General features: G+C 70.6%; 17 protein-coding genes and 1 pseudogene. 10 read left to right on the forward strand and 8 right to left on the reverse strand.

Annotation, left to right across the window (positions count from 1 at the left end):
* The first annotated feature begins 82 nt into the window (after nucleotides 1-82).
* Nucleotides 83-1,057, forward strand: coding sequence for a winged helix-turn-helix domain-containing protein (locus ABZS97_RS16470; protein WP_356138207.1), 975 nt, complete (start codon nucleotides 83-85; stop codon nucleotides 1,055-1,057).
* Nucleotides 1,058-1,155: 98 nt separating this feature from the next.
* Here the strand turns inward: ABZS97_RS16470 and ABZS97_RS16475 are convergent, their stop codons facing one another.
* A complete protein-coding gene (locus ABZS97_RS16475) occupies nucleotides 1,156-2,073 on the reverse strand; it encodes an SMP-30/gluconolactonase/LRE family protein (protein WP_356138209.1) in 918 nt (305 codons plus the stop codon).
* Between the two features lie 82 nt (nucleotides 2,074-2,155).
* Here ABZS97_RS16475 and ABZS97_RS16480 point away from each other — a divergent pair, with 82 nt between their 5' ends.
* The 3 genes and pseudogenes from ABZS97_RS16480 to ABZS97_RS16490 all read left to right on the forward strand — a co-directional run.
* On the forward strand, nucleotides 2,156-2,593 hold the full coding sequence (locus ABZS97_RS16480; protein WP_356138282.1) for an Lrp/AsnC family transcriptional regulator: 438 nt from the start codon (nucleotides 2,156-2,158) through the stop codon (nucleotides 2,591-2,593).
* A gap of 9 nt (nucleotides 2,594-2,602) precedes the next feature.
* Complete coding sequence (locus tag ABZS97_RS16485) at nucleotides 2,603-3,103, forward strand: glutathione peroxidase (protein WP_356138211.1); 501 nt, start codon at nucleotides 2,603-2,605, stop codon at nucleotides 3,101-3,103.
* A gap of 86 nt (nucleotides 3,104-3,189) precedes the next feature.
* Nucleotides 3,190-4,041, forward strand: a pseudogene (locus tag ABZS97_RS16490) (MerR family transcriptional regulator); the annotation flags it as partial.
* 335 nt (nucleotides 4,042-4,376) lie between these two features.
* Here ABZS97_RS16490 and ABZS97_RS16495 read toward each other — a convergent pair.
* Together ABZS97_RS16495 and ABZS97_RS16500 are read right to left on the reverse strand one after the other, a co-directional pair.
* Nucleotides 4,377-6,311 carry an MFS transporter gene (locus tag ABZS97_RS16495; RefSeq protein ID WP_356138213.1) on the reverse strand — a complete coding sequence of 645 codons (1,935 nt, stop codon included), beginning with the start codon at nucleotides 6,309-6,311 and terminating at the stop codon, nucleotides 4,377-4,379.
* Nucleotides 6,312-6,594: 283 nt separating this feature from the next.
* Nucleotides 6,595-9,492 carry a serine hydrolase gene (locus tag ABZS97_RS16500; protein ID WP_356138215.1) on the reverse strand — a complete coding sequence of 966 codons (2,898 nt, stop codon included), beginning with the start codon at nucleotides 9,490-9,492 and terminating at the stop codon, nucleotides 6,595-6,597.
* Between the two features lie 224 nt (nucleotides 9,493-9,716).
* Between ABZS97_RS16500 and ABZS97_RS16505 the strand changes: the two genes are divergently transcribed.
* From ABZS97_RS16505 to ABZS97_RS16515, 3 genes are all read left to right on the forward strand, one after another.
* A complete protein-coding gene (locus ABZS97_RS16505) occupies nucleotides 9,717-10,472 on the forward strand; it encodes a GPP34 family phosphoprotein (protein ID WP_356138217.1) in 756 nt (251 codons plus the stop codon).
* A 403-nt stretch (nucleotides 10,473-10,875) separates the two neighbouring features.
* The gene (locus ABZS97_RS16510) at nucleotides 10,876-11,733 is read left to right on the forward strand and encodes a helix-turn-helix transcriptional regulator (protein WP_356138219.1); all 858 of its coding nucleotides are present in this window, start codon (nucleotides 10,876-10,878) and stop codon (nucleotides 11,731-11,733) included.
* Nucleotides 11,734-12,008: 275 nt separating this feature from the next.
* Complete coding sequence (locus ABZS97_RS16515; protein WP_356138221.1) at nucleotides 12,009-12,218, forward strand: DUF397 domain-containing protein; 210 nt, start codon at nucleotides 12,009-12,011, stop codon at nucleotides 12,216-12,218.
* Nucleotides 12,219-12,367: 149 nt separating this feature from the next.
* On the opposite strand, the gene ABZS97_RS16520 is transcribed toward ABZS97_RS16515, so the two are convergent.
* Nucleotides 12,368-13,207, reverse strand: coding sequence for a hypothetical protein (locus ABZS97_RS16520; RefSeq protein WP_356138223.1), 840 nt, complete (start codon nucleotides 13,205-13,207; stop codon nucleotides 12,368-12,370).
* 178 nt (nucleotides 13,208-13,385) lie between these two features.
* On the opposite strand from ABZS97_RS16520, the gene ABZS97_RS16525 reads away from it, so the two are divergent.
* Both ABZS97_RS16525 and ABZS97_RS16530 read left to right on the forward strand, forming a co-directional pair.
* Nucleotides 13,386-14,171, forward strand: coding sequence for an SDR family oxidoreductase (locus tag ABZS97_RS16525; protein ID WP_356138225.1), 786 nt, complete (start codon nucleotides 13,386-13,388; stop codon nucleotides 14,169-14,171).
* Between the two features lie 217 nt (nucleotides 14,172-14,388).
* On the forward strand, nucleotides 14,389-15,954 hold the full coding sequence (locus tag ABZS97_RS16530) for a sodium:solute symporter family protein (protein WP_356138227.1): 1,566 nt from the start codon (nucleotides 14,389-14,391) through the stop codon (nucleotides 15,952-15,954).
* Between the two features lie 116 nt (nucleotides 15,955-16,070).
* Here the strand turns inward: ABZS97_RS16530 and ABZS97_RS16535 are convergent, their stop codons facing one another.
* From ABZS97_RS16535 to ABZS97_RS16545, 3 genes are all read right to left on the reverse strand, one after another.
* Complete coding sequence (locus ABZS97_RS16535; RefSeq protein ID WP_356138229.1) at nucleotides 16,071-17,186, reverse strand: ADP-ribosylglycohydrolase family protein; 1,116 nt, start codon at nucleotides 17,184-17,186, stop codon at nucleotides 16,071-16,073.
* Between the two features lie 167 nt (nucleotides 17,187-17,353).
* Nucleotides 17,354-20,158 carry a tetratricopeptide repeat protein gene (locus tag ABZS97_RS16540; protein ID WP_356138231.1) on the reverse strand — a complete coding sequence of 935 codons (2,805 nt, stop codon included), beginning with the start codon at nucleotides 20,156-20,158 and terminating at the stop codon, nucleotides 17,354-17,356.
* Between the two features lie 46 nt (nucleotides 20,159-20,204).
* The gene (locus tag ABZS97_RS16545) at nucleotides 20,205-20,828 is read right to left on the reverse strand and encodes a hypothetical protein (protein WP_356138233.1); all 624 of its coding nucleotides are present in this window, start codon (nucleotides 20,826-20,828) and stop codon (nucleotides 20,205-20,207) included.
* 158 nt (nucleotides 20,829-20,986) lie between these two features.
* On the opposite strand from ABZS97_RS16545, the gene ABZS97_RS16550 reads away from it, so the two are divergent.
* Nucleotides 20,987-21,532, forward strand: a complete 546-nt coding sequence (locus tag ABZS97_RS16550) for a DUF2165 domain-containing protein (protein WP_356138235.1) — start codon at nucleotides 20,987-20,989, stop codon at nucleotides 21,530-21,532.
* On the opposite strand, the gene ABZS97_RS16555 is transcribed toward ABZS97_RS16550, so the two are convergent.
* Nucleotides 21,525-22,082, reverse strand: a complete 558-nt coding sequence (locus ABZS97_RS16555) for a L,D-transpeptidase (protein ID WP_356138237.1) — start codon at nucleotides 22,080-22,082, stop codon at nucleotides 21,525-21,527. The two genes, ABZS97_RS16550 and ABZS97_RS16555, sit on opposite strands and share 8 nt — an antisense overlap.
* Nucleotides 22,083-22,109 lie beyond the last annotated feature (27 nt).

Here is a 22,109-nt window from a genome sequence, read left to right on the forward strand (position 1 = left end):
GAGTCTCCGGCGGCCCCGGAACGGGTCGTTAGAGTTTCGCGCAGACACGAAACCAACGAGCGGGCAGGCAGGGGGGCCGGGCATGGGCTGGTGGCAGATCAACGCCGACACCCTCGCCGGGAGCCGTTTCGTGGTGTCCCCGCTGGCCGAGACCTTCGCCGGACTGCGGCTGCTGCACTCCGGGACGGCCTCCCACCCCGGCGAGCGGGCCTGGCTGGACGCCCATCTGCCCGCCTACCGGCGGCACTTGGAGCGCGACCCCGTCACCGCGGCGACGATCCGCGCCGGGCTCGGCCGGAGCTGGACCGCCGACTTCCTCACGCCGCCGGCCACGGGTGAGGACACCGGTTTCGAGACGGAGGTCGCACGGATACGCGAGGTGCCGGGGGCGGACGCGCGGGCCCAGCTCCTCGTGTCCCTGCGCGGCCCGCTCCCCGACCTGCTCCGAGGCCGCGACGACCTGCCCGAGCGCGCCGCGGACCTCATCACGTACGTCTGGACGTCCGCGATACGCCCCTACTGGGACCGGCGCCGACGCGTCCTCGAAGCCGATGTCATCGCCCGTACCGCCCGGTTGAGCCAGGGCGGCTGGGCCGCCGTCCTCGACGGCCTGCGGCCGGGGACACGCTGGCTCGGCGAGAGCAGGTTCCAGGTCAACACCCATGAGTACCCGCCGCGGGAGATCTCCGGCGCGCAGCTGTTCTTCGTGCCGGTCACCCCGCAGGGGATCGGCTGGGTGGCCTGGGAGGAGCCCCACCGGTACGCGGTGGTCTACCCGTGCTCGGGGGCGCTCGCGGAGACGGGCCCGGCCTGCGCGCCCGCCTCCCTGGGCGCGCTGCTCGGCCCGGCCCGCGCGGGCGTCCTCGTCCTCCTCGACTCCCCGCTGAGCACCACCCAGTTGGTCGCCCTGACCGGCCAGGGGCTCGGCTCGGTCGGACGGCATCTGAAGGTGCTGCTCGACTCCCGGCTCGTGCAGCGGCGTCGGGCGGGGCGCTCGGTGCTGTACTACCGGACACCGGCGGGCGAGGTCGTGGTCAAGGCAGCCCAGGCCTCCTAGGGGGTGTTTTGAAATCCTTGCGGTGCCCGCGGTGTTCGGTGCGTGCCGAGGGTGCGTGCCGGGCGCCGCGGGTGCTGTGCGGGACTTTCAAACACCCCCTAGATGCGGGGCGCGCCGGTCACCGACACCACCAGCGAGTACAGGGACGTCGAGGCGGTGATGAACATGCGGTTGTTCTTCGGGCCGCCGAAGGTGATGTTGGAGACGGTCTCGGGGACGACGATCCGGCCGATGAGGGTGCCGTCGGGGTCGTAGCAGTGCACGCCGTCGTCGAGGGCGGCCGCCCACAGCCGGCCGTCGTCGTCGAAGCGGATGTTGTCGAAGCGGACGCCGTCCTTGCCCTCGGCGAACACCTTGCCGTCCGAGAGGGTGCCGTCGTCGTGCACGTCGTGGACGTGGATGCGGCCGGCGCTGGAGTCGGAGACGTACAACTGCTGTTCGTCGGCGGAGAGGATCACGCCGTTGGGCCCCATGAAGCCGTCCGCGACCAGCCGCACCTCGCCCGTCACCGGGTCGATCCGGTAGACGTTGCAGGCGCCGATCTCGCTCTCGGCCCGGTGGCCCTCGTAGTCGCTCCTGATCCCGAAGTCCGGGTCGGAGAACCAGACCGAGCCGTCGGAGCGTACGACCGAGTCGTTCGGGCTGTTGAGCCGCTTGCCGTCGTAGCGGTCGGCGAGGACGGTGACCGTGCCGTCGTGCTCGGTGCGGGTGACCCGGCGGTTGCCCTGCTCGCAGGTGATCAGGCGGCCCTGCCGGTCCAGGGTGTTGCCGTTGCTGTGGCCCGCCGGGGCGCGGAAGACGCCGACCTCGCCGGTCTGCTCGTCCCAGCGCAGGATGCGGTCGTTGGGGATGTCGCTCCAGATCAGCTGGCGCCAGGCGGGAACGTACAGCGGGCCCTCCGCCCAGCGGCTCCCGTCGTGCAGCACCTCCAGCCTGCTGTCGCCGATGGCACAGCGGCCGGTACGGAAGCGGTCGTCCAGGACCTCGTACACCCCGTTGACGATCTGACCTGACACGGTTCCCCCTCGGCTCGGTACAGAATTTCATTCAACGTAGCACGCGATCCACCGAACCAGATATGGTTATTGAATGAAGCAAGTGGATGACATCGACCGTCGGCTGCTGGCCCTGCTGCAACAGGACGCCACCCGGTCGTACGCCGTGCTGGGCAAGGAGGTCGGCCTGTCCGCCGGGGCCGCGCACGAGCGCGTACGCAAGCTGCGCGAGCACGGGGTCATCCGGGCCACGACCGTCGACATCGACCCGGCGGCGCTCGGCCTCGGGGTCCTCGCCTACGTCATGGTCGACTCGTCGGCCTGGATGGGCGAGTCCGCCGAGGCGTTCGCCGCGCTGCCCGAGATCGAGGAGGCCCATGTCATCGCCGGCAACGCCTCCGTCCTGGTCAAGGTGCGCACCGCGACGACCGAGCGGCTCCAGGACGTGCTGCGGCGGCTGTACGCGATCGAGGGGGTCAGCGGAACGCACGCCACCGTCGTACTGGAGACCTTCTTCGAGCGCTCCGTCCACGCTGGTTAGGCTCCGGGTATGACTAACGACAACTCTGTGCTCGCTGTAGAGATCGATTCCCTCCAGGGCGGTTCCGCCGACCTCGGCCAGTACCGCGGCAAGGCCGTGCTCCTCGTGAACGTGGCCTCCAAGTGCGGCCTGACACCGCAGTACGCGGGCCTGGAGCGCCTCCAGGAGCGGTACGCCGCCCAGGGCTTCACCGTGCTCGGCGTGCCCTGCAACCAGTTCCTCGGCCAGGAGCCCGGCACCTCCGAGGAGATCGCGGAGTTCTGCTCGGCCACATACGGCGTGACGTTTCCCCTGACCGAGAAGGTCGAGGTGAACGGCGAGGGCCGGCACGCCCTCTACGAGCGCCTGGTCGACGTCGCCGACGCCGAGGGCCACACCGGCGACATCCGCTGGAACTTCGAGAAGTTCCTCATCGGCACGGACGGCGAGGTCGTCGCCCGCTTCTCGCCGCAGACCGAGCCGGAGTCGGCGGAGATCGTGGCGGCAGTCGAGAAGCAGCTCGCCGTTTGACCTTGCCCCTGGGGCAAGGGACACCGTCCTCCTCGCCGGGCGGAAGGCGCCCGGTGACGGAGGATGGCCTCGTGGACGAGCAGCGCGTGGAGCGGCAAGAGGGACGGCAGCTGCTGACGATCGGCGCGTTCGCCGCCCGCGCGCGGCTCTCGCCGAAGGCGCTGCGGCTGTACGACCGCCTCGGTCTGCTGCCCCCGGCGCACGTCGACGCGGTCAGCGGTTACCGCTACTACCGCGCCGAGCAGGCCGAACGCGCCCGCCTCGTCGCACTCCTGCGCCAGCTCGACATGCCTCTCGCGCACATCGCCGAGCTGGTGCGGCTGGACGGAGCGCGGGCGTCCGACCGGCTCACCGCCTACTGGGCGCAGGCCGAGGCGCGGTTCGCCTCGCAGCGGACGCTGGCCGAGTACCTCCGTGGCCGACTGTCAGGGAGTTCCGATATGTACGAGAAGTTCGTGGTCGAGACGGTGGACGTGCCGGAGCAGGTGGTGCTCACCGAGTCGCGGCACACGCTGTCGGACGAGCTGCCCGTGTGGATCCCCGCCTCGCTGGGGCGCCTGGAGGAGGCCGCACTTGAGTGCGGCGGCATCACGGGTGCGCCCTTCGTCGTCTACCACTCCGAGGTGTCGACCGAGAGCGACGGCCCCGTCGAGTCGTGCGTACCGGTCGCCGACGAGGCCCTCGCCCGGGCCTGGGCGGCATCCCACGGCCGCCCCCGCACCACCGCCGTCCGCATCGAACCCGCCCACCGTCTCGCCTGCACCCGCATCACCAAGGCCCAGGTCGCCCACCCCCAGATCCTCGCCGCCTTCGAAGCCGTCGAGGCCTGGATGTCCGAACACGACCTCGACTACGCGGGCCCCTGCCGAGAGGTCTACTTCACCGACTGGGACGCGGCGGGACCGGAGGACGCGGTGTGCGACGTGGCGTTCCCGGTGAAGGGCTTCAGCCCGACCGGCGGGATTCCCGGCCCGACCGGCGGGATTCCCGGCCCGACCGGCGGAATTTCCAGCCCGACCGGCGGGATTCCCGGCCCGTCCGGCGGGATTCCCAGCCCGTCCGGCGGGATTCCCAGCCCGTCCGGCGGGATTCCCAGCCCGTCCGGCGGGATTCCCAGCCCGTCCGGCGTTTGAGGACGAGCGCGTCAGCGCGATTGGGGGGCGAGGGGGCGCAGCCCCCAGGACAACGGGACGGGTAGGGGCGGAGGGGCGAAAAAACCTCCCGGCCCACCCGCCACCGATCACCCGACCTCAGTCACCCGACGCCCCTCCCCTCAGTGCAGCTCCTCCGGACAGGGGGTCCCCCGAGGCAACTGGTACGGCGCCGCCAGGCGATACGTGCCCTTGCCAGGGGCCAACAGCACCGTCCACTTGTCCCCCGACGCGTTCTCCTCCGCCTCCATCAGGCACCCGTTGACGTTGTCGAACGTCTTCGGCGTGCCCTCCTCCCGATGCTTGGAGCCCTCGGTCTCCTGCGGCGGCTTGAGGCTCTTGCCCTCGGCGTCGACGAGGCTGAGCCACGGCGAGTACGGGACGCGGATGAGGACGCGCCCGGGCTCACCGACCTCGATGGTCAGCTCCCCCTGCTCGGCACTGTCGACGGTGGCGTGCGGCGACGCCATCGGCGTGGGGTCGGTCACCTCGAACAGCTGCCAGTTCGCGTCGCCCCAGATCTGCTTCAGATACGGCATGCCGCGCTGCACGAGCTGCCGCTCACGCTGACCGCCGTCCCCGTCGGGTTCCCCCTTGGGCAGCACCACGAAGTGGACGGCCCAGCGCTGGAGCCACTCGTGGTAGTTCGCGGAGTTGAGGGTGTCGTCGTAGAAGAGGGGGTTGCGCTCCATGTCGGCCTGGCGGAGCCAGCCGCGGGCGAGGTTCACGTACGGGGCGAGCGCGGAGGCCTCGCGGTGCGAGCGCGCGGGGACGACCTCGACCCGCCCCTTCTCGGCGCCGACCACCTGGAGCTGGTTGACCAGCGGCGCCAGCTCGCGCGCCCAGGACGCCTCCGGCGTCGTGTGCACGATGTCGTCGACGGCCTTGAAGCCGACCCAGCCGACGAACCCGGCGAAGGCGAGGACGATCGTGTACCACTTGCGCGAGCGCGGCACCGCGAACGGCAGCGCCGCCAGCAGCACCGCCCCCGCGAAGAGCATCGCGAGCCGCGAGATGTTGGAACCGATCTGCGAGCTGATCAGCCAGACGCCGAACACGGCGACGCCGTAGACCGCCGCCGTGATCCGTACCGTCTTCCACTCCTTGGGCACGAGCGCGAAGACGAGGACGGCGTACAGGAACGGCAGCGAGGCCGAGCCGATGGCCATCGGCTGTGTGCCGGAGAAGGGGAACATCCAGGCGCAGACGGCCACCACGACGGTGGGCGCGATCCCGAGGGCGTACGCGCCCGGTCGGCGCTTCTGGAGGAAGAGGGCCACGGCGACAAGGCCGACGAACAGCCCGGCGACGGGCGACGCGGCGGTCGCGAGGGCGGCGAGCGGCGCCGCGCACAGGGCCTTCGCCCAGCGTTTGTAGCGCCAGCGGTGCGGCCAGCAGAAGACGATGGCGGTCGCGCCGAGCCCGAAGACCAGACCCAGGCCGTACGTCACCCGGCCCGAGATCGCGTTGCACAGCAGCGCGAAGACCCCGGCCAGCGTGGGCCACAGCGGGTTCCGCACGACCCGGCTGCGGATCAGGATCATCGTCAGCAGGCCCGCCGAGATGGTCCCGGCGATCATCATCGTCGTACGGACACCGAGGACCGACATCAGATACGGCGACACCACGCTGTACGACACGGGGTGCATGCCGCCGTACCAGGCCAGGTTGTACGCCGAGTCCGGATGCCGCCCCACGAACTCAGCCCACGCGTCCTGCGCCGCGAGGTCCCCGCCACTGTTGGCGAACGTGAAGAACCAGACGAGGTGCAGTACGCCGGACAGGGCAGTCGCGAGGAGGACGGGGTACCGGCGGGCGAAGCTCACGACACGGTTGCGCAGGGCGGACTCGGCGTCGTCGACGGTCTTGGCAGCCTTGACGTCATCGGCGTCATCGGCGGTCCCGGCAGCCTTGGCGGCCTTGGTGGCCGGCTCGGGCTCGGTGGGGCCTACCGGTGCGGCGGGCGACTCCGGGGTGCGGGCGCGCAGCGGTATTCGAGGGCCGGATCCTGGGCCAGGATCGGCGTCGTCGGCATGTCTCGGCTCCGCTGTGGCCACTGCAAGGCACTCCCCGTGTCCCGTATCTCGTCCGGTCTCGTCCGGCCGGGACCCGTGGCCCGCGACCTGCCCCGATCTCGCGACGCTAGCACGCACCCCGCCGGGGAGCGCCCGGGTGGGTGGCCCCTGACGGAGTGAGCAGCGTTTACGCCACGCTCGCAGCGCATTCGAGGCGATTCCTGCGCAGGTGCGGTGCTTGTGGTGCTTGCGGTACGCGCCCGGTGCGTCGGCGGGGCTGCCCCCGCCGACGCACCGGTATGCGCGGCACACGCCGCATACGCGGTCAGCTCACGCGCTTGAGCTTCGCTGCGAAGCCCGGCTCGGCGAGGGCCGACTTGAGGGCGACGGGAATGGTGACCGCGTGGTTCGATCCGTCGCCGACCGTCAGCTTGCCGACGACCGTGCCGGCCTTGGCGGAGTGCGGGACCGTTTCGCCATCTGCGCCGATCGAGATGCTGGTCTTCAGGCCGGGCCAGCCGACCGCCTTCATGTTCTTGGTGGCGACCACCGGGGTGCTGCCGCCGAGCCCGTCGTCCACGTACCCGACGACGTCGCCCTTCTTCACCACCATGGCGGAGGTCAGGCTCTTCTGGACCTTGTCGATCAGCTTCTGGCTGTTGGTGAGGGACAGTTGGAGGCTGTCCCAGACCCTGCCCGTGCCGGCGTTCTGGTTCAGCACGGCGCCGTAGACCGTCTGCGTCTGGCCGTCGACGGTCTTGGTGGCCGCCCACACGAGGTTGCCGCCCGCCGGGGTCGACGAACCGGTCTTGAGGCCGATCACGCCGACCTGCTTCGTCAGCAGGTCATTGGTGGTGTAGATGGGCTTGTCGAGGCCCGGGATCTGAGCGCTGGCCATCCCGACGATGCTGCGGAACACCTTGTCCTGCATGACGGCCTTCGCCAGCTTGAGCTGGTCGGTCGCCGTGCTCACGGTCGTCTTCTCCAGACCGCTCGGATCCGTGTACGTCGTGTGGGTCATGCCGAGCTTCTTGGCCGCGGCGTTCATCTTCCCGACGAAGGTGTCACTGTCGGAGTCCCAACGGGCCAGCAGTCGTGCCGCGTTGTTCCCGGACGGGATCATCAGCATCTGCAGCACCTGCCGCTCGGTGAACTTCTGGCCCTTGGTGATGGCCGCCGTCGACTCGTCCTCGTTCTTCGACTCGTCCTCGGCCTGCTGGTCGACGGTGATCTGCGGGCCGCCCTCGTTCCCCTTGAGCGGGTGCTCGTGGAGGATCACGTACGCCGTCATGATCTTGGCGACGCTCGCGATGGCCTGGGGCGTCTGCTTGCCGTCGGTGCCGAGGCTGCCCACGCCCTCGACCTCGATGGCCGACTGGCCCTGCCCCGGCCAGGGCAGGTCGAGCTCGCCGCCCTTGAAGGTGTACGTGTCGTCGGCGGTGAGCGTGAGGCTCGGCGCCGGCAGCGGACGTACGGCCTGTACGACTGCAAAGATCACGGCGAGCAGAATGGCCAGCGGGGTCCAGATCTTGACCCGCCGCACGATCGTCCGCACCGGGGTCTCCGGCCGCGGGGGCGTGTTCGTCAGCTCGGCCAGCAGATCCAGCGGCGGCTTCGGCGGCAGCGGCTGCTGCGTGGTCCGCTCCGGGCCGACCTGTGGGAAGGCGGTGGTGGCCGTCGACGAGCCCGACGTGGCCGCGGGCGCACCCTTCGGCTTCGGCGGCGCGGGCTCGTCGAGGGGCTTCAGCGCAACGAATTTGCTGGTGCGCTCGGCTTCGGCTTCGGGTTCGGGGGTCGGGGTGGGCTTGGCCTTGTCCGTGGCCTTGTCGGCCGGGGGCTTGACGTCGCCCAGCTTGAGCATGGTGGTGGGCTGGTCCACGGCCGGGCGCCGCGGGGCCTTGAAGACGGCGGTGGGCTGGTCGACGGGAGCCTTGGCGTCGGCCTTCGGCTCGTCGGTGGTGTCCTCGGAGGAGGGCTCGGGAGCCTCGTCCTCGGGAGCCGCGTCCTCGGGCTCCGCGTCCGCCGGGGCGCCGGGCTCGGCGTCGACGGGCTCGTCCACGACCGGGGGCTTCACAGCCCGGAAAACACCCGTCGCCCGGTCGACGACGGGCTTGGAAGCAGCATCCTCCGGAGCCTTGGCGCCCGTCGGGGCGTCAGGCTCGACGTCAGCCTTGGAAGCGGCGCCCTCCGAAGCCGCGGCATCATCCGCGGCGACCTTCGCGTCCTCGACGTCGCTCGCGTCGGACCCCGCGTCGGCAGGCTCCTCCGCGACCGGGACCTTCACAGCCCGGAAAACACCCGTCGCCCGGTCGACGACGGGCTTGGAAGCAGCATCCTCCGGAGCCTTGGCGCCCGCGGCGGCGCTCTCCGGAGCCTTGGCGTCCTCGACGTCGCTCGCGTCGGACCCGGCGTCGGCAGGCTTGGAAGCAGCGTTCTCCGGGGCCTTGCCGTCGCCGACGGCCTGGGCGTCCGTGGCGTCCTCGACGTCGTTCGGGTCAGCCTCGGCCTCGGTCACATCGGTCACGTCGGCCTTCGGCTCATCGGCCGTCTCGGCCTCGGCTTCGGGCTCGACGTCCGCGGCGGGCCCCGAAGCCCCGTCCTCAGGGTTCTCGGCGTCCTGGGGAGCCTCGCCCTTCGGGCCCTCGCCCGAGTCCGCATCGCCGGAATCGGCCGCGTCGGACGCCTGCGGCGCATCAGCGGCCTCGTCGGCGTCACCGGCAGCCGAGGCCTGCTCGCCGCCCGCAGCCGCAGCCGCAGCCACGGACTCCGCGTCGGCGCCCTCGTCCTCGGAGCCGCCCTCACGCTCCTCCGTGTCCGCCACCGCCACCCACGCGGCCACAGCGGCCCGCAGCCGGGCGTCACCGGAACCCTTGGCCTCCGCGCTCTCACCGGCCGCGTCGGCCCCGGTGGAGCCCTCCGCGCCCGAAGCGGAGTCGGAACCCTCCGCGCCCGACGCTCGGGCAGCGACGGCCCGGGTCGAGAACACCGCCGTCGCCCGGTCGGCCTGCACCGGTTCCGACCGCTCCAGCCGCGACGCCGGAGCGGTCTCGCGGGCCACCGCCAAGCGGGGGTCGGCCGGAGCCGAGGTCGAGGCCGACGCGGTGGGCCGGGTCGGGCCCGGAACCGCGGCCGGGGTCCCCGACGTCGGTTCTGCCGACGACGTCGACGACTCGTGCTGCTTCGACCTGTCGGGGGACTCGCCCGCCACCGATGCCTCCTCCATGCGCCGGCCACCGGCGCCCAACCGAACCATGAACCCGTAAAACCCCGTATAACCCGGCCCGGACGCACTGTCCGAACCATGCACCAGTGTCCTGTGCGCGGGCGTAACCCCTCCGGTAGACGAGAACGACATACCTACCGGTTCCACTACATTCCGGTCACGCACTCTCGACAGACCGATGTGAGAGGGGTCACCCTGTCATTCATCCACGCGGGGAGGCATGGATGGGCAGGAGCCGCAGAACAATTCCGGAGGAGCTTCTGTTGCTGGCGCTGGACCCGACCACGGGTACCACCGCACAGCCGCAGTCGCTCGACCTCGGTCTGGCCGGAGCACAGCTAGTGGAGCTGGCGCTGGCCGGACGGATAGCCCCAGACGGGGATCGTATCGCCGTGGTAGCCCCACGGCCGACTGGAGATCCAACACTGGACTGTGCGTTGGAACTGCTTCGCCGACGCGGAGCACCCGTACGCGCAGTGAACTGGATTGGCGGGCCCCGGCTGGGACTCCGTCAGACCTACCTCTCGCATCTGGAGAGGTGCGGCATGGTGCATGCCGTGGCCGGCCAGATGTGCGGGGTGCTGCCGACGACTCGCTACCAAGCGACGGACACGGAGATCAGCCGGGAGATCAAGGCCCGGCTGGACAACGCGATCCGCACCGGTGTTCCACCGGACCCGCGGACCGCGGCGCTCGCCGCCCTGGCCCACGCGGTCGGACTCGGCAAGCACCTGTATCCGGGGAACGAGGGACGCTCGTCCCGCTCCCGGCTACGGGATCTGATCAGGCATGACCCCATGGGCGGCCTCGTGGCCCACGCGGTCATGGACGTTCAGAACGGTGTGGCCGCACAGCCGCGCCGCAGCCCGGCACCGGCAGGCCGTCCGGCCACCGCCGGCGTCAGGTCCGCACCGGAACCGGCCCGGGGTGTTCCGATGCAACCGCACCACGGATCCATGGCACGCGCCGTGGCTCACTGAGCCGCAGTACCACGGCAGCCGACACGACCGCAGCACCCGCAGCACCAGCACCGCTCGCACCGCCAGTTACGTCATCAGCGCCGCACCGCAGTCCCCACGACCGGTTCGGGAGCCGCTGGCTCGCGCGGGGCAGCAACGCCGTACGTCCGGACGACGACACGGCCCGCTGCCCCGCGCAGCCGCATGTTCGGGTCCCGGCAAGCGGACAGCGGGCAGCCGTATGCGCGGGCAACCGCTCGCCCGCGCGGGCACGGATACCGGCCAGATCCCGAACGGGCGCCTGCCCAGCGCATATCCGCTGTTTTCCAGCGGTAGAAAGCACCTTGGTGGCAGTCTGCTCAACAGCAGATACGCAAAGTTGCACGTACACAAGTACAGGCACGCAGCCGGAGGTGCACGTCCCGTGGCGTCCAATGTAAATCCCACCGTCCGGCGCCGTCGGCTGGGCCAGGAGCTGCGTCGGCTCCGCGAGCTCAAGGGCATGACGGCCGAAGAGGTCGCCGAACGGCTCCTCGTCTCGCAGTCGAAGATCAGCCGCCTGGAGAACGGGCGGCGCAGCATCAGTCAGCGCGACGTCCGCGACCTGTGCGGGGTCTACGAGGTCGAGGACGTACGGATCGTCGACTCGCTCATGCAGATGGCCAAGGACTCCCGCCAGCAGGGCTGGTGGCACTCCTTCGGCGACATCCCGTACAGCGTCTACATCGGTCTGGAGACCGACGCGGCATCCCTGCGGGCGTACGAACCGCAGATCATCCCCGGCCTGCTCCAGACCCGCCCCTACGCCGAGGCGCTCATCCAGGGGGCGCTGCCCGAGACGTCGACGGCCGACATCGAGAAGCGCGTCCAGGTGCGCCTGCGCCGGCAGGAACGTGTCTCCGCCGAGGAATCCCCACTGCGCCTGTGGGCCGTGCTCGACGAGGCGGCGCTGCACCGGGTGGTCGGCAGCCGTCTGGTGATGCGCGAACAGCTGGAGCACCTCGCCGAGATGTCCCAGCTCCCGCACATCACCGTGCAGGTCCTGCCGTACGAGGTGGGGGCGCACCCCGGCCTCAACGGCCAGTACGCGATCCTGGAGTTCCCCGACGCGGCGGATTCCAGCGTCGTCTACATCGAGGGCGTCACCAGCGATCTCTATCTGGAGAAAGCGGCCGACGTCCAGAAATACAGCGTGATGTACGAACACCTCAGGGCACAGGCCCTGAATGTGGATCAATCGCGCCAGTTCATCACGGACATCGCGAAGGAGTACGCCCGCTGAGACTCCGCTCCGGGGCCACTCGGGACGCATCGGAGGCCCTTCGGGAGCGCCTCGGGACGAAAGTGGCGCACGATACACCTTCGTCACGTCACGGCGTAAGTCCCCACTGGAATATGCCATCCAGTCGAGTGAATAGCCACATCGCACACCGATGTTGGCGAGTAGCGTCGATCACGCCACCACGCAACAAGGTTGGCGCAAACCGAACTGTGGGTTCCGGTTGGAACCCCCGGTCCGGTGACAGCGAAACTCGACAACTGGCTACCGGAGCAAAAATGGCAATTCTTCAGGGTGCCACGGAGCAGTGGACGAAGTCCTCCTACTCCGCGGGCAACGGCGCGTGCGTCGAGGTCAAGTCCCCGGCTCTCGCGGCAATGGCGGTACGGGACTCCAAGGTCCCCCACGGTCCCACGCTGGCGTTCCCCGCCGGCTCGTGGAACACCTTCGTGGCCGAGGTCGGCCGGGGAGCCTTTGACCTCGCGTGACCCATGACCACCAACCACAACTTCATAGGAATCACTGAAAATCCACCGAGGAACAACCGACAGAGCCCTCTCGACTGGCCCGCCGTCCCGGCCGAGGGGGCCCTCCCCTTTTCTCTGTGCCTCGGTTCGCCCTCGCGGACGAACCGGGCTCAGCGCAGGCGATCCACGTACTTGTCCGTCCCGGGCAGCGTGGGAATGAACGGCGCCACCAACTCGACCTTCCCCAGACCCCCTTCGGCCACCGCGGTGCCGAGGTCCGCGAAGTAGCCCTCCCAGCACTCCCGGGGGTCCGCCTCCAGGAACCACAGCAGGGTCAGCCTCGTGTCGACCCCCTCGACCTGCTTGACATAGGTCATGCGGTCGCCGGGCAGCGGTGTCGGGCGGAAGACCGTGACCAGGGCGGACGGGGAGCCGGCGAGGCGCCCCGGCAGATGGCGGGACCTGAGCCACTCCAGCAACTCGGCCCGCTGCTCGGCCGATTCGGCGTCGATCACCTCGACCACCAGCCCCGCGTACGGGTGGTCGAGCGCGTGGAAGTCGCGGGGCCCCGCCGCCCCGTCGCGGTACACCGTCGCCTCGTGGTCCTGGAAGGCCGTGAAGACGTGCGTACGGTCCTGGTAGACCCGACCGTCGCGATTGAGCCGCTTGTTGATCCCGACGGTCCACTTCATGTGGTCGTCGTAGCGGCCCTGGGTGACCCAGTACGTGGAGAGGTAGCAGCCGGCGGTGACGGGCTGGGCGACCGCCGACTTCTCCGGGTAGCGCAGGAGTTGGAGATCACGGGTGGCCACCCAGCGGCGCCCGGCGTACATCCAGGGCATGGCCATCGCACCGGCGTAGTAGTGGTCGTCCTCGTACCAGCGGTTGTACGCGAACTCATGGCCCGGGTGCGGTTCGACCATGGTGATCAGGGCGTGGCCGGGACGGACCCCGTACGGGCCGAGGGCGGCCAGTTCCGCGTACGTCTCGCTGCGTGTCTCTTCACCCATGACGCTCCCCTTCCTGCTCTTTCCTACTCTTTCCGGCTCTTCCTCGCTCTTCCTTCCTCTGCCGTGCGCCCATACTCTGACGCCCCGTCAGACAATGCGCCAGAGCCACGGCGAGCGAGCCGAAGGGGGGCTTCTGCGCCCCGGAGGTGAACCGAGCCAAAAAAAGGGGAGGACCTCGATGTCACTGCTCACGGGCAAGACCGTCGTCGTGTCGGGAGTCGGCGCCGGGCTCGGCCATCAGGTCGCGGCGGCCGTCGTGCGCGACGGCGGCAACGCGGTGCTCGGGGCGCGCACGGAGACGAACCTCGCCAAGGCCGCCGCCGAACTCGACCCGGACGGCGCGCACACGGCGTACCGCGCCACGGACATCACCGACGAGGCACAGTGCGAGGCACTGGCCGCGCTCGCCACGGAGCGCTTCGGGCGGATCGACGCCGTCGTCCATGTCGCCGCCTGGGACAGCCACTTCGGCGGCCTGGAGGACGCGGACTTCGCCACCTGGCAGTCGGTCCTCGACGTCAACCTGCTCGGCACGCTGCGCATGACGCGCGCCTGTCTGACCGGACTGAAGGTGTCGGGCGGCTCGGTCGTGATCGTCGGCACGCAGTCGTCGGTGGCCGCCCCGACGCAGGTGCGGCAGGCGGCGTACGCGGCCTCGAAGGGCGCCCTGACCAGCGCCATGTACTCGCTCGCCCGGGAGCTCGGCCCGCACCGCATCCGCGTCAACACCGTGCTCCCGGGCTGGATGTGGGGCCCGCCGGTCCAGGCGTACGTCCAGTTCACCGCGCACACCGAAGGCGTACCTGAGGCGGACGTGCTCCAGCGGCTCACCGAGCGGATGGCGCTGCCCGACCTGGCCACGGACGGGGACGTGGCGGATGCCGCGGTCTTCCTGGCGTCCGACCGGGCGCGGGCGATCACCGGACAGTCCCTGCTCGTGAACGCGGGGGAGTTGATGCGCTGACCCACCCTTTTGCGCCACTTCGCATGTTCATGTGTATGAACCAAGGTCAGCAAGGCGAACATTTTTGCCTGCTCTTGACCTTACGCTCGCTTGTCGTGCCCGCACCACGCCACCCACGATGAGCGGGCACTTCGCGGCCTTCCTCGCCCTTACCCCGCTCAGGCGAAGTGCCAGCCTGCTGGGCGGAGTTCATAAGGCGGACCCTGGAAGGGGGCACATGAACGGTCTCGACTGGGCCGTCCTGGTCGCGTACTTCGGCGTGATGACGGCGATCGGTGTCTGGTCCCACAAGCGTGTGGACAGCGTCAGCGACTTCTTCACCGCGGGCGGCAAGATGCCGTGGTGGCTGTCCGGCATCTCGCACCACATGTCGGGCTACAGCGCGGTGATGTTCACCGGGTACGCCGGTATCGCCTACACGTACGGCATCACGTCGTACGTCACCTGGGCGCTCCCCATCGCCATCGGCGTCGCGATCGGCGCGAAGCTGTTCGCGCCGAGGCTCAACCGACTGCGCTCCCGACTCCATGTGGCCTCCCCGCTGGAGTACCTGAAGGACCGCTACAACGTCCCCACCCAGCAGGCGCTCGCCTGGTCCGGCATCCTGCTGAAGATCGTGGACGTGGGCGCCAAGTGGGCCGCGATCGCGACCCTGCTGAGCGTCTTCACCGGCGTCACGCTCACCCAGGGCATCATCATCACCGGTAGCATCACGGCGGTCTACTGCACGATCGGCGGCCTGTGGGCGGACGCGCTGACCGAACTGGGGCAGTTCATCATCCAGTTGCTCGCCGGGCTCTCCATGCTGATCATCGCGCTGAACAAGATCTCCGACCAGGGCGGTCTGTCGAAGGCGCTGGACTCGCCGAAGCTGCACGGTCACGCGGACGGCTTCGCGGGCCCGTACCTCACGGTCTTCTTCATCGCGTACCTCTTCATCAAGCTCTTCGAGTACAACGGCGGCATGTGGAACCAGGCGCAGCGCTACATGGCGACGGGCAACGCGAAGCAGGCCACACGGTCCGCGTTCCTGTCCGCCGGGCTGTGGTTCGTGTGGCCGGTGATCCTCTTCATCCCGATGTGGCTGGCCCCGTTGCTGGTGACGGCGAAGAAGCCCGACGGGTCGGACGCGTACGGGCTGATGGCCGACCAGCTGCTCCCGCACGGTCTGCTGGGCCTAGTGGTCGTCGGCTTCTTCTCGCACACGATGGCCATGTGCTCCTCCGACGCGAACGCGATCGCGGCGGTGTTCACGCGGGACGTGGCGCCGGTCCTCTCGAAGACGGCGCGGGCGTGGGACAGCCGGGCGGGTCTGATCGCCGGACGCGTGACGACCGTCGCCTTCCTCGGCTTCTCCATGGCGGTGGCCACCCAGGTCAACTCGCCGACGTTCAAGGACATCATCACGGTCGTCATCAAGTGGGTCGCCGGTCTGATGGGCCCGATCGCGATCCCGTTCATTCTGGGCCTGCTGCGGCCGTTCCGTAAGTCCGGCCCGACGGCGGCGCTGACGAGCTGGGCCTGCGGCCTCCTCGCCTTCTTCCTCGTCAACTACAACCTGGACTTCTCCCAGCGCACGGATGTGAAGCTGGAGTACCAGGTCTCGGTGCCGATGGCCATCTCCCTGGTCCTCTACATCCTCATCGGCTTCCTCAAGCCCGAGGCCACCCCGGAGCGGGACGCGATCATCGAGAAGATCAACACGGACGACGACGGTTCGGCGGCGGCGACGGTACCGGTCCAGGCGGACGGAGCGGATACCACCAGCCCGTCCGGCGTTTGAGGACGAGCGCGAAGCGCGACAACGCGACAAGGGGAAAGGGGGCGCAGCCCCCAGGACGACGGGCAGGGCAGGGGCGGAGGGGGCGAAGAAGACCCCGCCGCGCCACCCCGCACCGATCACCCCCGCGGGTACCGCGCCAGCCACCCCGGCGAGGACCCCGCGGGTCCGTGCAACGCAGGCCCCTGCGTCATCTCCATCGCGAAGTCGTCCGCCAGGACGAGCATCGTGGGACGGCCCTCCAGCTCGGCCAGCCAGGCCGGCGGCAGGGCCGTCTCGCCGTGCAGCGCCCCGAGAAGCCCGCCCGTGAGGGCACCCGCCGCGCCGGAGGGCCCCCCGTGGTTCACCGCGAGGCACAGCCCGTGCCGTACATCCTCCCCCACGAGCGCGCAGTACACGGCGACCGCGAGGAGCCCCTCCGCCGTACCGTCCCCGGCCAGCTCCTCCACCCGCCCGGGGGTCGGCATCCCCTGCCGTACGGCCCCCAGCGCGTGCTGGAGGGCGTCCGTGACCGGCTGCTGCCCGGGCCGTGCGGTCAGCAGCGAGAGCGCGCGCTGCACGGCGGCGTCGAGACTGTCGCCGCGGGCGAGCCCGTGCACGATGACGGCGTACGCCCCCGCGGACAGGTAGGCGACGGGGTGCCCGTGCGACTGCGCGGCGCACTCGACGGCGAGCTGCATCACGAGCTGCGGCTCCCAGCCGACGAGCAGCCCGAACGGCGCGGACCGCGCGGCGGCCTCGGGCCCCGGCTCCCCCGGGTTCTTGGGCGCGTCCAGCGTCCCCATGGTCTCGTCACCGAACCCGAGCAGACAGGCCAGGTCCGGCTCACGGCGGGCGTACAGCCACTCCTCGCGCGCGAGCCACCCGTCGTCCTTTCGCCGCTCGTCGGGCCCCCAGTCGCGCTGGGTGGCCGCCCAGCGCAGATAGGCCCGGTGCAGATCGGTCGGCGGATGCCAGGCGCCGGTGTCACGGCGCACCTGGGCGCGTATCAGCCCGTCCAGGGTGAACAGCGTGAGCTGCGTGCGGTGCGTGACCGCGCCGCGCCGGCCGTGCCCGAAGGTCAGGTCGACGAGCCCCGCGACTCCGTGCTCCTCCCGGATCCCCTCCAGGTCGAGCCCGTCGATGGGCGCCCCGAGCGCATCCCCGACGGCCGCCCCGAGCAAGGTCCCGCGCACCCGGCTACGGAAGTCCTGCTGCTCACCACGGCCCCAGACGGCACCGGCTGCCACACCCACCGAGACCTCCCGAGAAACCGCCCATACGTCGACAGCTCAGCACTGTAATCGAACGGGAACGGTCGGTTTAGGGGGTGGAACGGTATGCGGGATGTGGCCGGAGTGGTCCCGAGTGGTCGCTTATGGCCGCGATCGCCCAGCCTCCGCCTCGGCCGCCGGTTCGAGCGTCAGTCCGTGGTCCGCGAGGTCCGCGTGCCATCCCGTGCCGAGGTGAGCCGGGCAAGGAGGGGGGCGAGGAGCAACCGGTCCGTGTCCGGGGCGCGCAGGAGCGCTTCGGTCAGCTCGGTCAGCCGGACGGCCTCGTCCTCGTCCAAGGGCGCGGACGCCACGAGTCCGAGGCGGCGGTCGAGATCCGCCAGCGCCTGCGGCGCGAGCCCGAGCCGCAGCAGAACCGTGCTCCGCAGGCTGTAGGCCTCCGCGTGGTCGGGAGCCAGTCCAAGAGCGCGGTCCAGGTCGGCGCGTGCCTCGTCGAACCGGTCCAGAGCGTTCAGTACTCCGCCTCGCAACGTGAGCAGCCCCGCGTCGTCGGGCCGTAGCTCCCGTGCCCGGTCGACGTCGGCCAATGCCTTCTCGTAGGACGTGAGTTCACAGTGCACCAGCGCCCGCTGACTGAGCGCCCAGGCGTAGTCCGGGTTGAGTTCCACGGCTCGGTCCAGGTCGGCGAGTGCCTCGGAACAGCGCCCCAGCACGCGTCGGCAGGCGCCACGGCTCGCATACGCCGACGCGTACTCGTCGTCGAGTTCGATGGCCCGGTCGTAGTCGGTCAGGGCTTCCTCGTAGCGGCCCGCGATGCGGAGAAGGTCTCCTCGATGGCAGGCGCTCCAGGCCCAGTCGGGTTGCAGAACGATGGCCCGGTCGAGGTCGGCGAGCTGCCGTACGGGGTCCCCTAGCCCACGCCATACCTGGGCGCGGCGCACCAGTGCCCAGGCGTAGTCCGGCTTCAGCTCCAGCGCCCGGTCCAGGTCCGCGAGGGCCGCGTCGAACTCTCCGCGGGCGGAGCGGGAGGCGCCCCGGGAGGCCCACGCGAAGTTGTCCGTGGGGTCCAGCCGGATCGCCTCGTCCAGATCCCTGATCGCCTTGTCGTAGCGCTGCTGGATGCGGTGGTACTCGCCCCTCGTGGAGTAGGCCAGGGCACGGTCCGGGTCCAGCTCGACAGCCCGGTCCAGGTCAGCGATCGCCTCTTCGTAAGCGTCCAGGCCCGCGCGGGTCACGGCCCGGCCGATGTGGGCCACCACCAGCTCGGCGTTCAGCTCGACGGCCCGGTCGAATTCGGCCAGCGCCTCCTCGTAGGCTCCGGCGCGCTGCAGCTCCCGGCCCCGCATCGTCCGGGCGAACGCCTGAGCCGCGTCGTTGAACCCCGCCCGGTGCAGCACCAGTTCAAGCGCGGCGGCTATGCCGTCGGAGGCGAGCGCCTGAGTCAGTTCCCTCCCCCATCGGCCCGCGTCCTGCGCGTCGGCGTCCTGGCCCGCGTCGGCCAGCGCCCGCGCCCACCGCCGGGCAGCTATCTCACCGGCATCACACGCCAGGACGAACTGCGCCAGCACCTCCGGCAACGTGCCCCGCACTCCCGCACACAACAGGTGATACGTCTCCGCCAGGCGCAGCTCCCGCCATCCCTCGTCCGCCCACAACTCGATGGCCGGCCGGCCGTCCTCGGCCTCCGTCCGCCAGCGCGCGAACACCTCCGCGAGCCGCCGCTGCCGCTCCGCCCACCCCCGGGGCGACCGCATCCGCTGCAACCGCAGCATCGGCGCCCGTACGACGTCGTGGTACTGCACCCGGTCCCCGCGATCGCTGACGAACGGCAGCCCCCGCAGCCACGCGAACAGCCCCTCGGCCTCGTCCTGCGGGCACTCCACCGCCGCCCGGAACACATCCGCGTCGAGCCGCCGGGGCAACGCGCACGCCAGGGCGACGGCCCTGCGCACGGGGTCCTGCTCCCACTTCAGGAACCGTTCCACGGCCGTCGCGCTCGGATCGCCCACGTCGTCCGGGTCGGCGGGCCGGGTCTCGGCGAGGGTGGAGACGAGCACCGGGAGCCCGCCCGTGAGCCGGAGCACTTCCGCCACCACGGGCTCGGCCACGACCCCCTTGTCGGCGAGCAGCCCCCGCGTCTCCGTCTCCGTGAACGGCGCGAGCGGGATGTCCGCCACGAAGTCCGCGAAGCCGCCCCAGCGGGCGGTGTCGAAGGGGAGCTGTCCGGCCGTCACCACGATCACGTTGGCGGGCAGCGCGCCGTGCCGGTCGGTGGTCATGAGCTCGTGCAGCCAGCCGTCGAGGAACGGCCCGGTCCTCTCGTACGTGTCGAAGAACAGGACCGCCCAAGGCGTGACAGCCGCGGCATCGGCGAGCTCGGCGAGCAGCACGGGGCTCAGCACACGCTCCGGCGACAGCACCAGCTGCACGTCCTCCGGATTGCGGAACCGGGCGCTGATCCCGGCCCGCAACCGGTCGGCTCCCTGGGCGAGTCGATCGGCGTCGAGAACGCCCACGAACGGGGCGGCCCCCGGAACCATGCCCAGCCCCACCAGCCCGGCCCGCGCCGCCGCCCTGCTGCCCGCGGACGGCCCTTCCGGCTCCGACGGCTCCAGCGTGGTGATCGCCGCCGCCTCGGCCTCGTGGCGGCGCTCCCGGTGCGCGGCCAGCAGCCGGTCGAGTTCCTTGAACCGGTGTCCCTGCGCGGCGAATTGCCGGCTGAGCGCCGCCATGGTCTCGGGCACACTGCCGACGCTGTCGTCGACGTACGCCGTCAACGCCCCGCGTTCGCGCGCGACTTGCTCCAACTCCCGCACCAGGAACGTCTTGCCGACCCCCGCGTTCCCGTGCACATGGAAGAGGAAACGGTGCCGCTCGTCCTGCGGCGGAACATCGAAGTTCGTCCGGAACGCGGCTCGTTCGGTGCCACGGCCCACGAAGCCGGCCCGCCTGCGCTGCCGGATCAGCTCCTGCATCGACGGCCGCGTCGGCCTCATCCGCCTCACCCCGTAGATCGGTCCGTCCGAAAGTCTGGCAGAGGTGTCAGTGGCCGCCGCTCGGCTGGTCGCAGCCGGTGTGGTCGGGATAGCCGCCGAAGGCGTCCGTCTCGGCGACCGCCCGGTTCATGTTCCCCTCCAGGCACAGCGTGGAGGTCTTCGTGGACGCGTCGACGAGGAAGCTCACCGCGACGCCGCCGGACTCAATCACCTCCACCTGACCTGCACCGTAGCCGAGACCGGTGAGCGCACGCCTGGTGTGTTGCGCCGTGAAGTCACCGCGCGCACGGAGGGGTTCGAGTGCGGCCTTGATGCGCTCGGCTGCCTTGAGCCCGTTACAGCGGGCCTGTCCGTGCAGCGGGAAGGGGACCATGAAACCGTGGTTCTCGGCGTAGTGGTCGGGGATCGGAACGGCCGGGCCGCTCGCGCCGGGTGAGCGCGTCGGCGTCGGGAGGGACGCGCTGGGCGCTGGGGTCGGCGGGGCCGTCTCACCGGGGCAGGGCGTGTCCGACGGGACGGGTTCCTTCGACACCCCGGTCGGCGTCGGATGCGAACTCCGGTACGCATCGGCGGCCGACTGCTCCGTGCCGCAACCCACCGCGAAAACGGCCAGCGCCGCCACCGGGAGCACCATCCCGGCCCGCACCCGGGCCGTCCTGATCATCGTCATGGCAGGATCCTCCCCCGTACCGCGGACCCAGGTCATGAGTTCTGCTACTCATGACAGCGCCCCCGATCACGATCATCCGCCCGTTTCAAGCCTCACGCGCCGCCATTCTGGCCGAATCCGCCTACCTCGCACGGGGCGGCGCAGGGAAGGAACCCCCCATGGCTTCTAAAACCCCTTCCGTCCCAAAAACCTCTGACGCCTCACGCGCCCTCCCCCTCGCCGCCACTCTCCTCACCGCCACCGTCGCCCTCTACATCGCCCTCGTCGCCTTCGGCAACATCACCGACTTCGGCACCAACCAGCAGTTCGTCCGCCACGTCCTGGCCATGGACACCACGTTCAAGGACGACGACCTGATGTGGAGAGCCATCACGAACACGGGACTTCAGGACGCCGCCTACATCGCGATCATCGCCTGGGAGACCGTCGCCGCCCTTGTCCTCATCGCGGGTACGTGGTTCTGGGCGCGCCACAGCTACGCCCGCGCCCGCCAACTGTCCACCTACGGCCTGCTCATGCTCATGCTGCTCTTCGGCGCCGGGTTCATCGCCATCGGCGGGGAGTGGTTCTCCATGTGGCAGTCGAAGACCTGGAACGGCCTGGACGCGGCAACCCGGGTGCTCGTACTGAGCGGGTTCGCGCTGCTCGTCGTACACCTGCCGTTCGGGAAGTCGGACAACTCCGGCCGCCAGTCGACTACTTGATCACCCGAACCGGCGTCCCCACCGTCCCGAACGTCCACAGCGCGGCCCCGTCGGCCTTGTGCATCCGGATGCCGCCCGTGCGGGCCGCCGACGGGGGTGGGGGTGAGGCGCCGTTCACGGCGTTGGAGAAGGCGATGGAGACTCCGGCGTCGGCGGCGAAGTACACGATGTGCTCAATGTTCACGCCGTCGTAGCCGGTCGTCGCGTCCTTGCGGGACTCGACCGTGTACGCGCCCGGCCCCGGGCTCACCGTGCCGGGCCAGACCTTGAACGTACGGCGCGGCTGGTCGCTCACGTCGATCAGCCACACCCGGTGCCCGCTGAGCGAGTACACGATGCGCCGGCCGCTGCCCGAACCGCCCGGCACGGCGGTCGACTCGGGCGCGGGGGACGCGTGCCCACTCGCCGACGGGGACGCCTTCACCCGGTCCGCGGCGGCCGGGTGGGGGCCCCGGTTCGCCTGGACGGCCAGGACGGCGACCACCGCGACCGCCGCCGCGGTGAGCACCGTGACCCACGTCCACGGGGGAATCAGTCGTCGTTCAGGCACCGGCCTCTCTCCCCTCGCGCTCGATCA

This window comes from Streptomyces sp. NPDC005485, assembly GCF_040606085.1.
In the GTDB taxonomy this organism is placed as follows: domain Bacteria; phylum Actinomycetota; class Actinomycetes; order Streptomycetales; family Streptomycetaceae; genus Streptomyces.

Excerpts from the sequence above, each read along its gene's own strand:
- ABZS97_RS16540 (WP_356138231.1), bottom strand. The coding sequence starts at position 20,158 with ATGAGGCCGACGCGGCCGTCGATGCAGGAGCTGATCCGGCAGCGCAGG.
- ABZS97_RS16505 (WP_356138217.1), top strand. The coding sequence starts at position 9,717 with ATGGGCAGGAGCCGCAGAACAATTCCGGAGGAGCTTCTGTTGCTGGCG.
- ABZS97_RS16520 (WP_356138223.1), bottom strand. The coding sequence starts at position 13,207 with ATGGGTGAAGAGACACGCAGCGAGACGTACGCGGAACTGGCCGCCCTC.
- ABZS97_RS16515 (WP_356138221.1), top strand. The coding sequence starts at position 12,009 with ATGGCAATTCTTCAGGGTGCCACGGAGCAGTGGACGAAGTCCTCCTAC.
- ABZS97_RS16470 (WP_356138207.1), top strand. The coding sequence starts at position 83 with ATGGGCTGGTGGCAGATCAACGCCGACACCCTCGCCGGGAGCCGTTTC.
- ABZS97_RS16545 (WP_356138233.1), bottom strand. The coding sequence starts at position 20,828 with ATGACGATGATCAGGACGGCCCGGGTGCGGGCCGGGATGGTGCTCCCG.
- ABZS97_RS16525 (WP_356138225.1), top strand. The coding sequence starts at position 13,386 with ATGTCACTGCTCACGGGCAAGACCGTCGTCGTGTCGGGAGTCGGCGCC.
- ABZS97_RS16485 (WP_356138211.1), top strand. The coding sequence starts at position 2,603 with ATGACTAACGACAACTCTGTGCTCGCTGTAGAGATCGATTCCCTCCAG.
- ABZS97_RS16550 (WP_356138235.1), top strand. The coding sequence starts at position 20,987 with ATGGCTTCTAAAACCCCTTCCGTCCCAAAAACCTCTGACGCCTCACGC.
- ABZS97_RS16500 (WP_356138215.1), bottom strand. The coding sequence starts at position 9,492 with ATGGAGGAGGCATCGGTGGCGGGCGAGTCCCCCGACAGGTCGAAGCAG.
- ABZS97_RS16530 (WP_356138227.1), top strand. The coding sequence starts at position 14,389 with ATGAACGGTCTCGACTGGGCCGTCCTGGTCGCGTACTTCGGCGTGATG.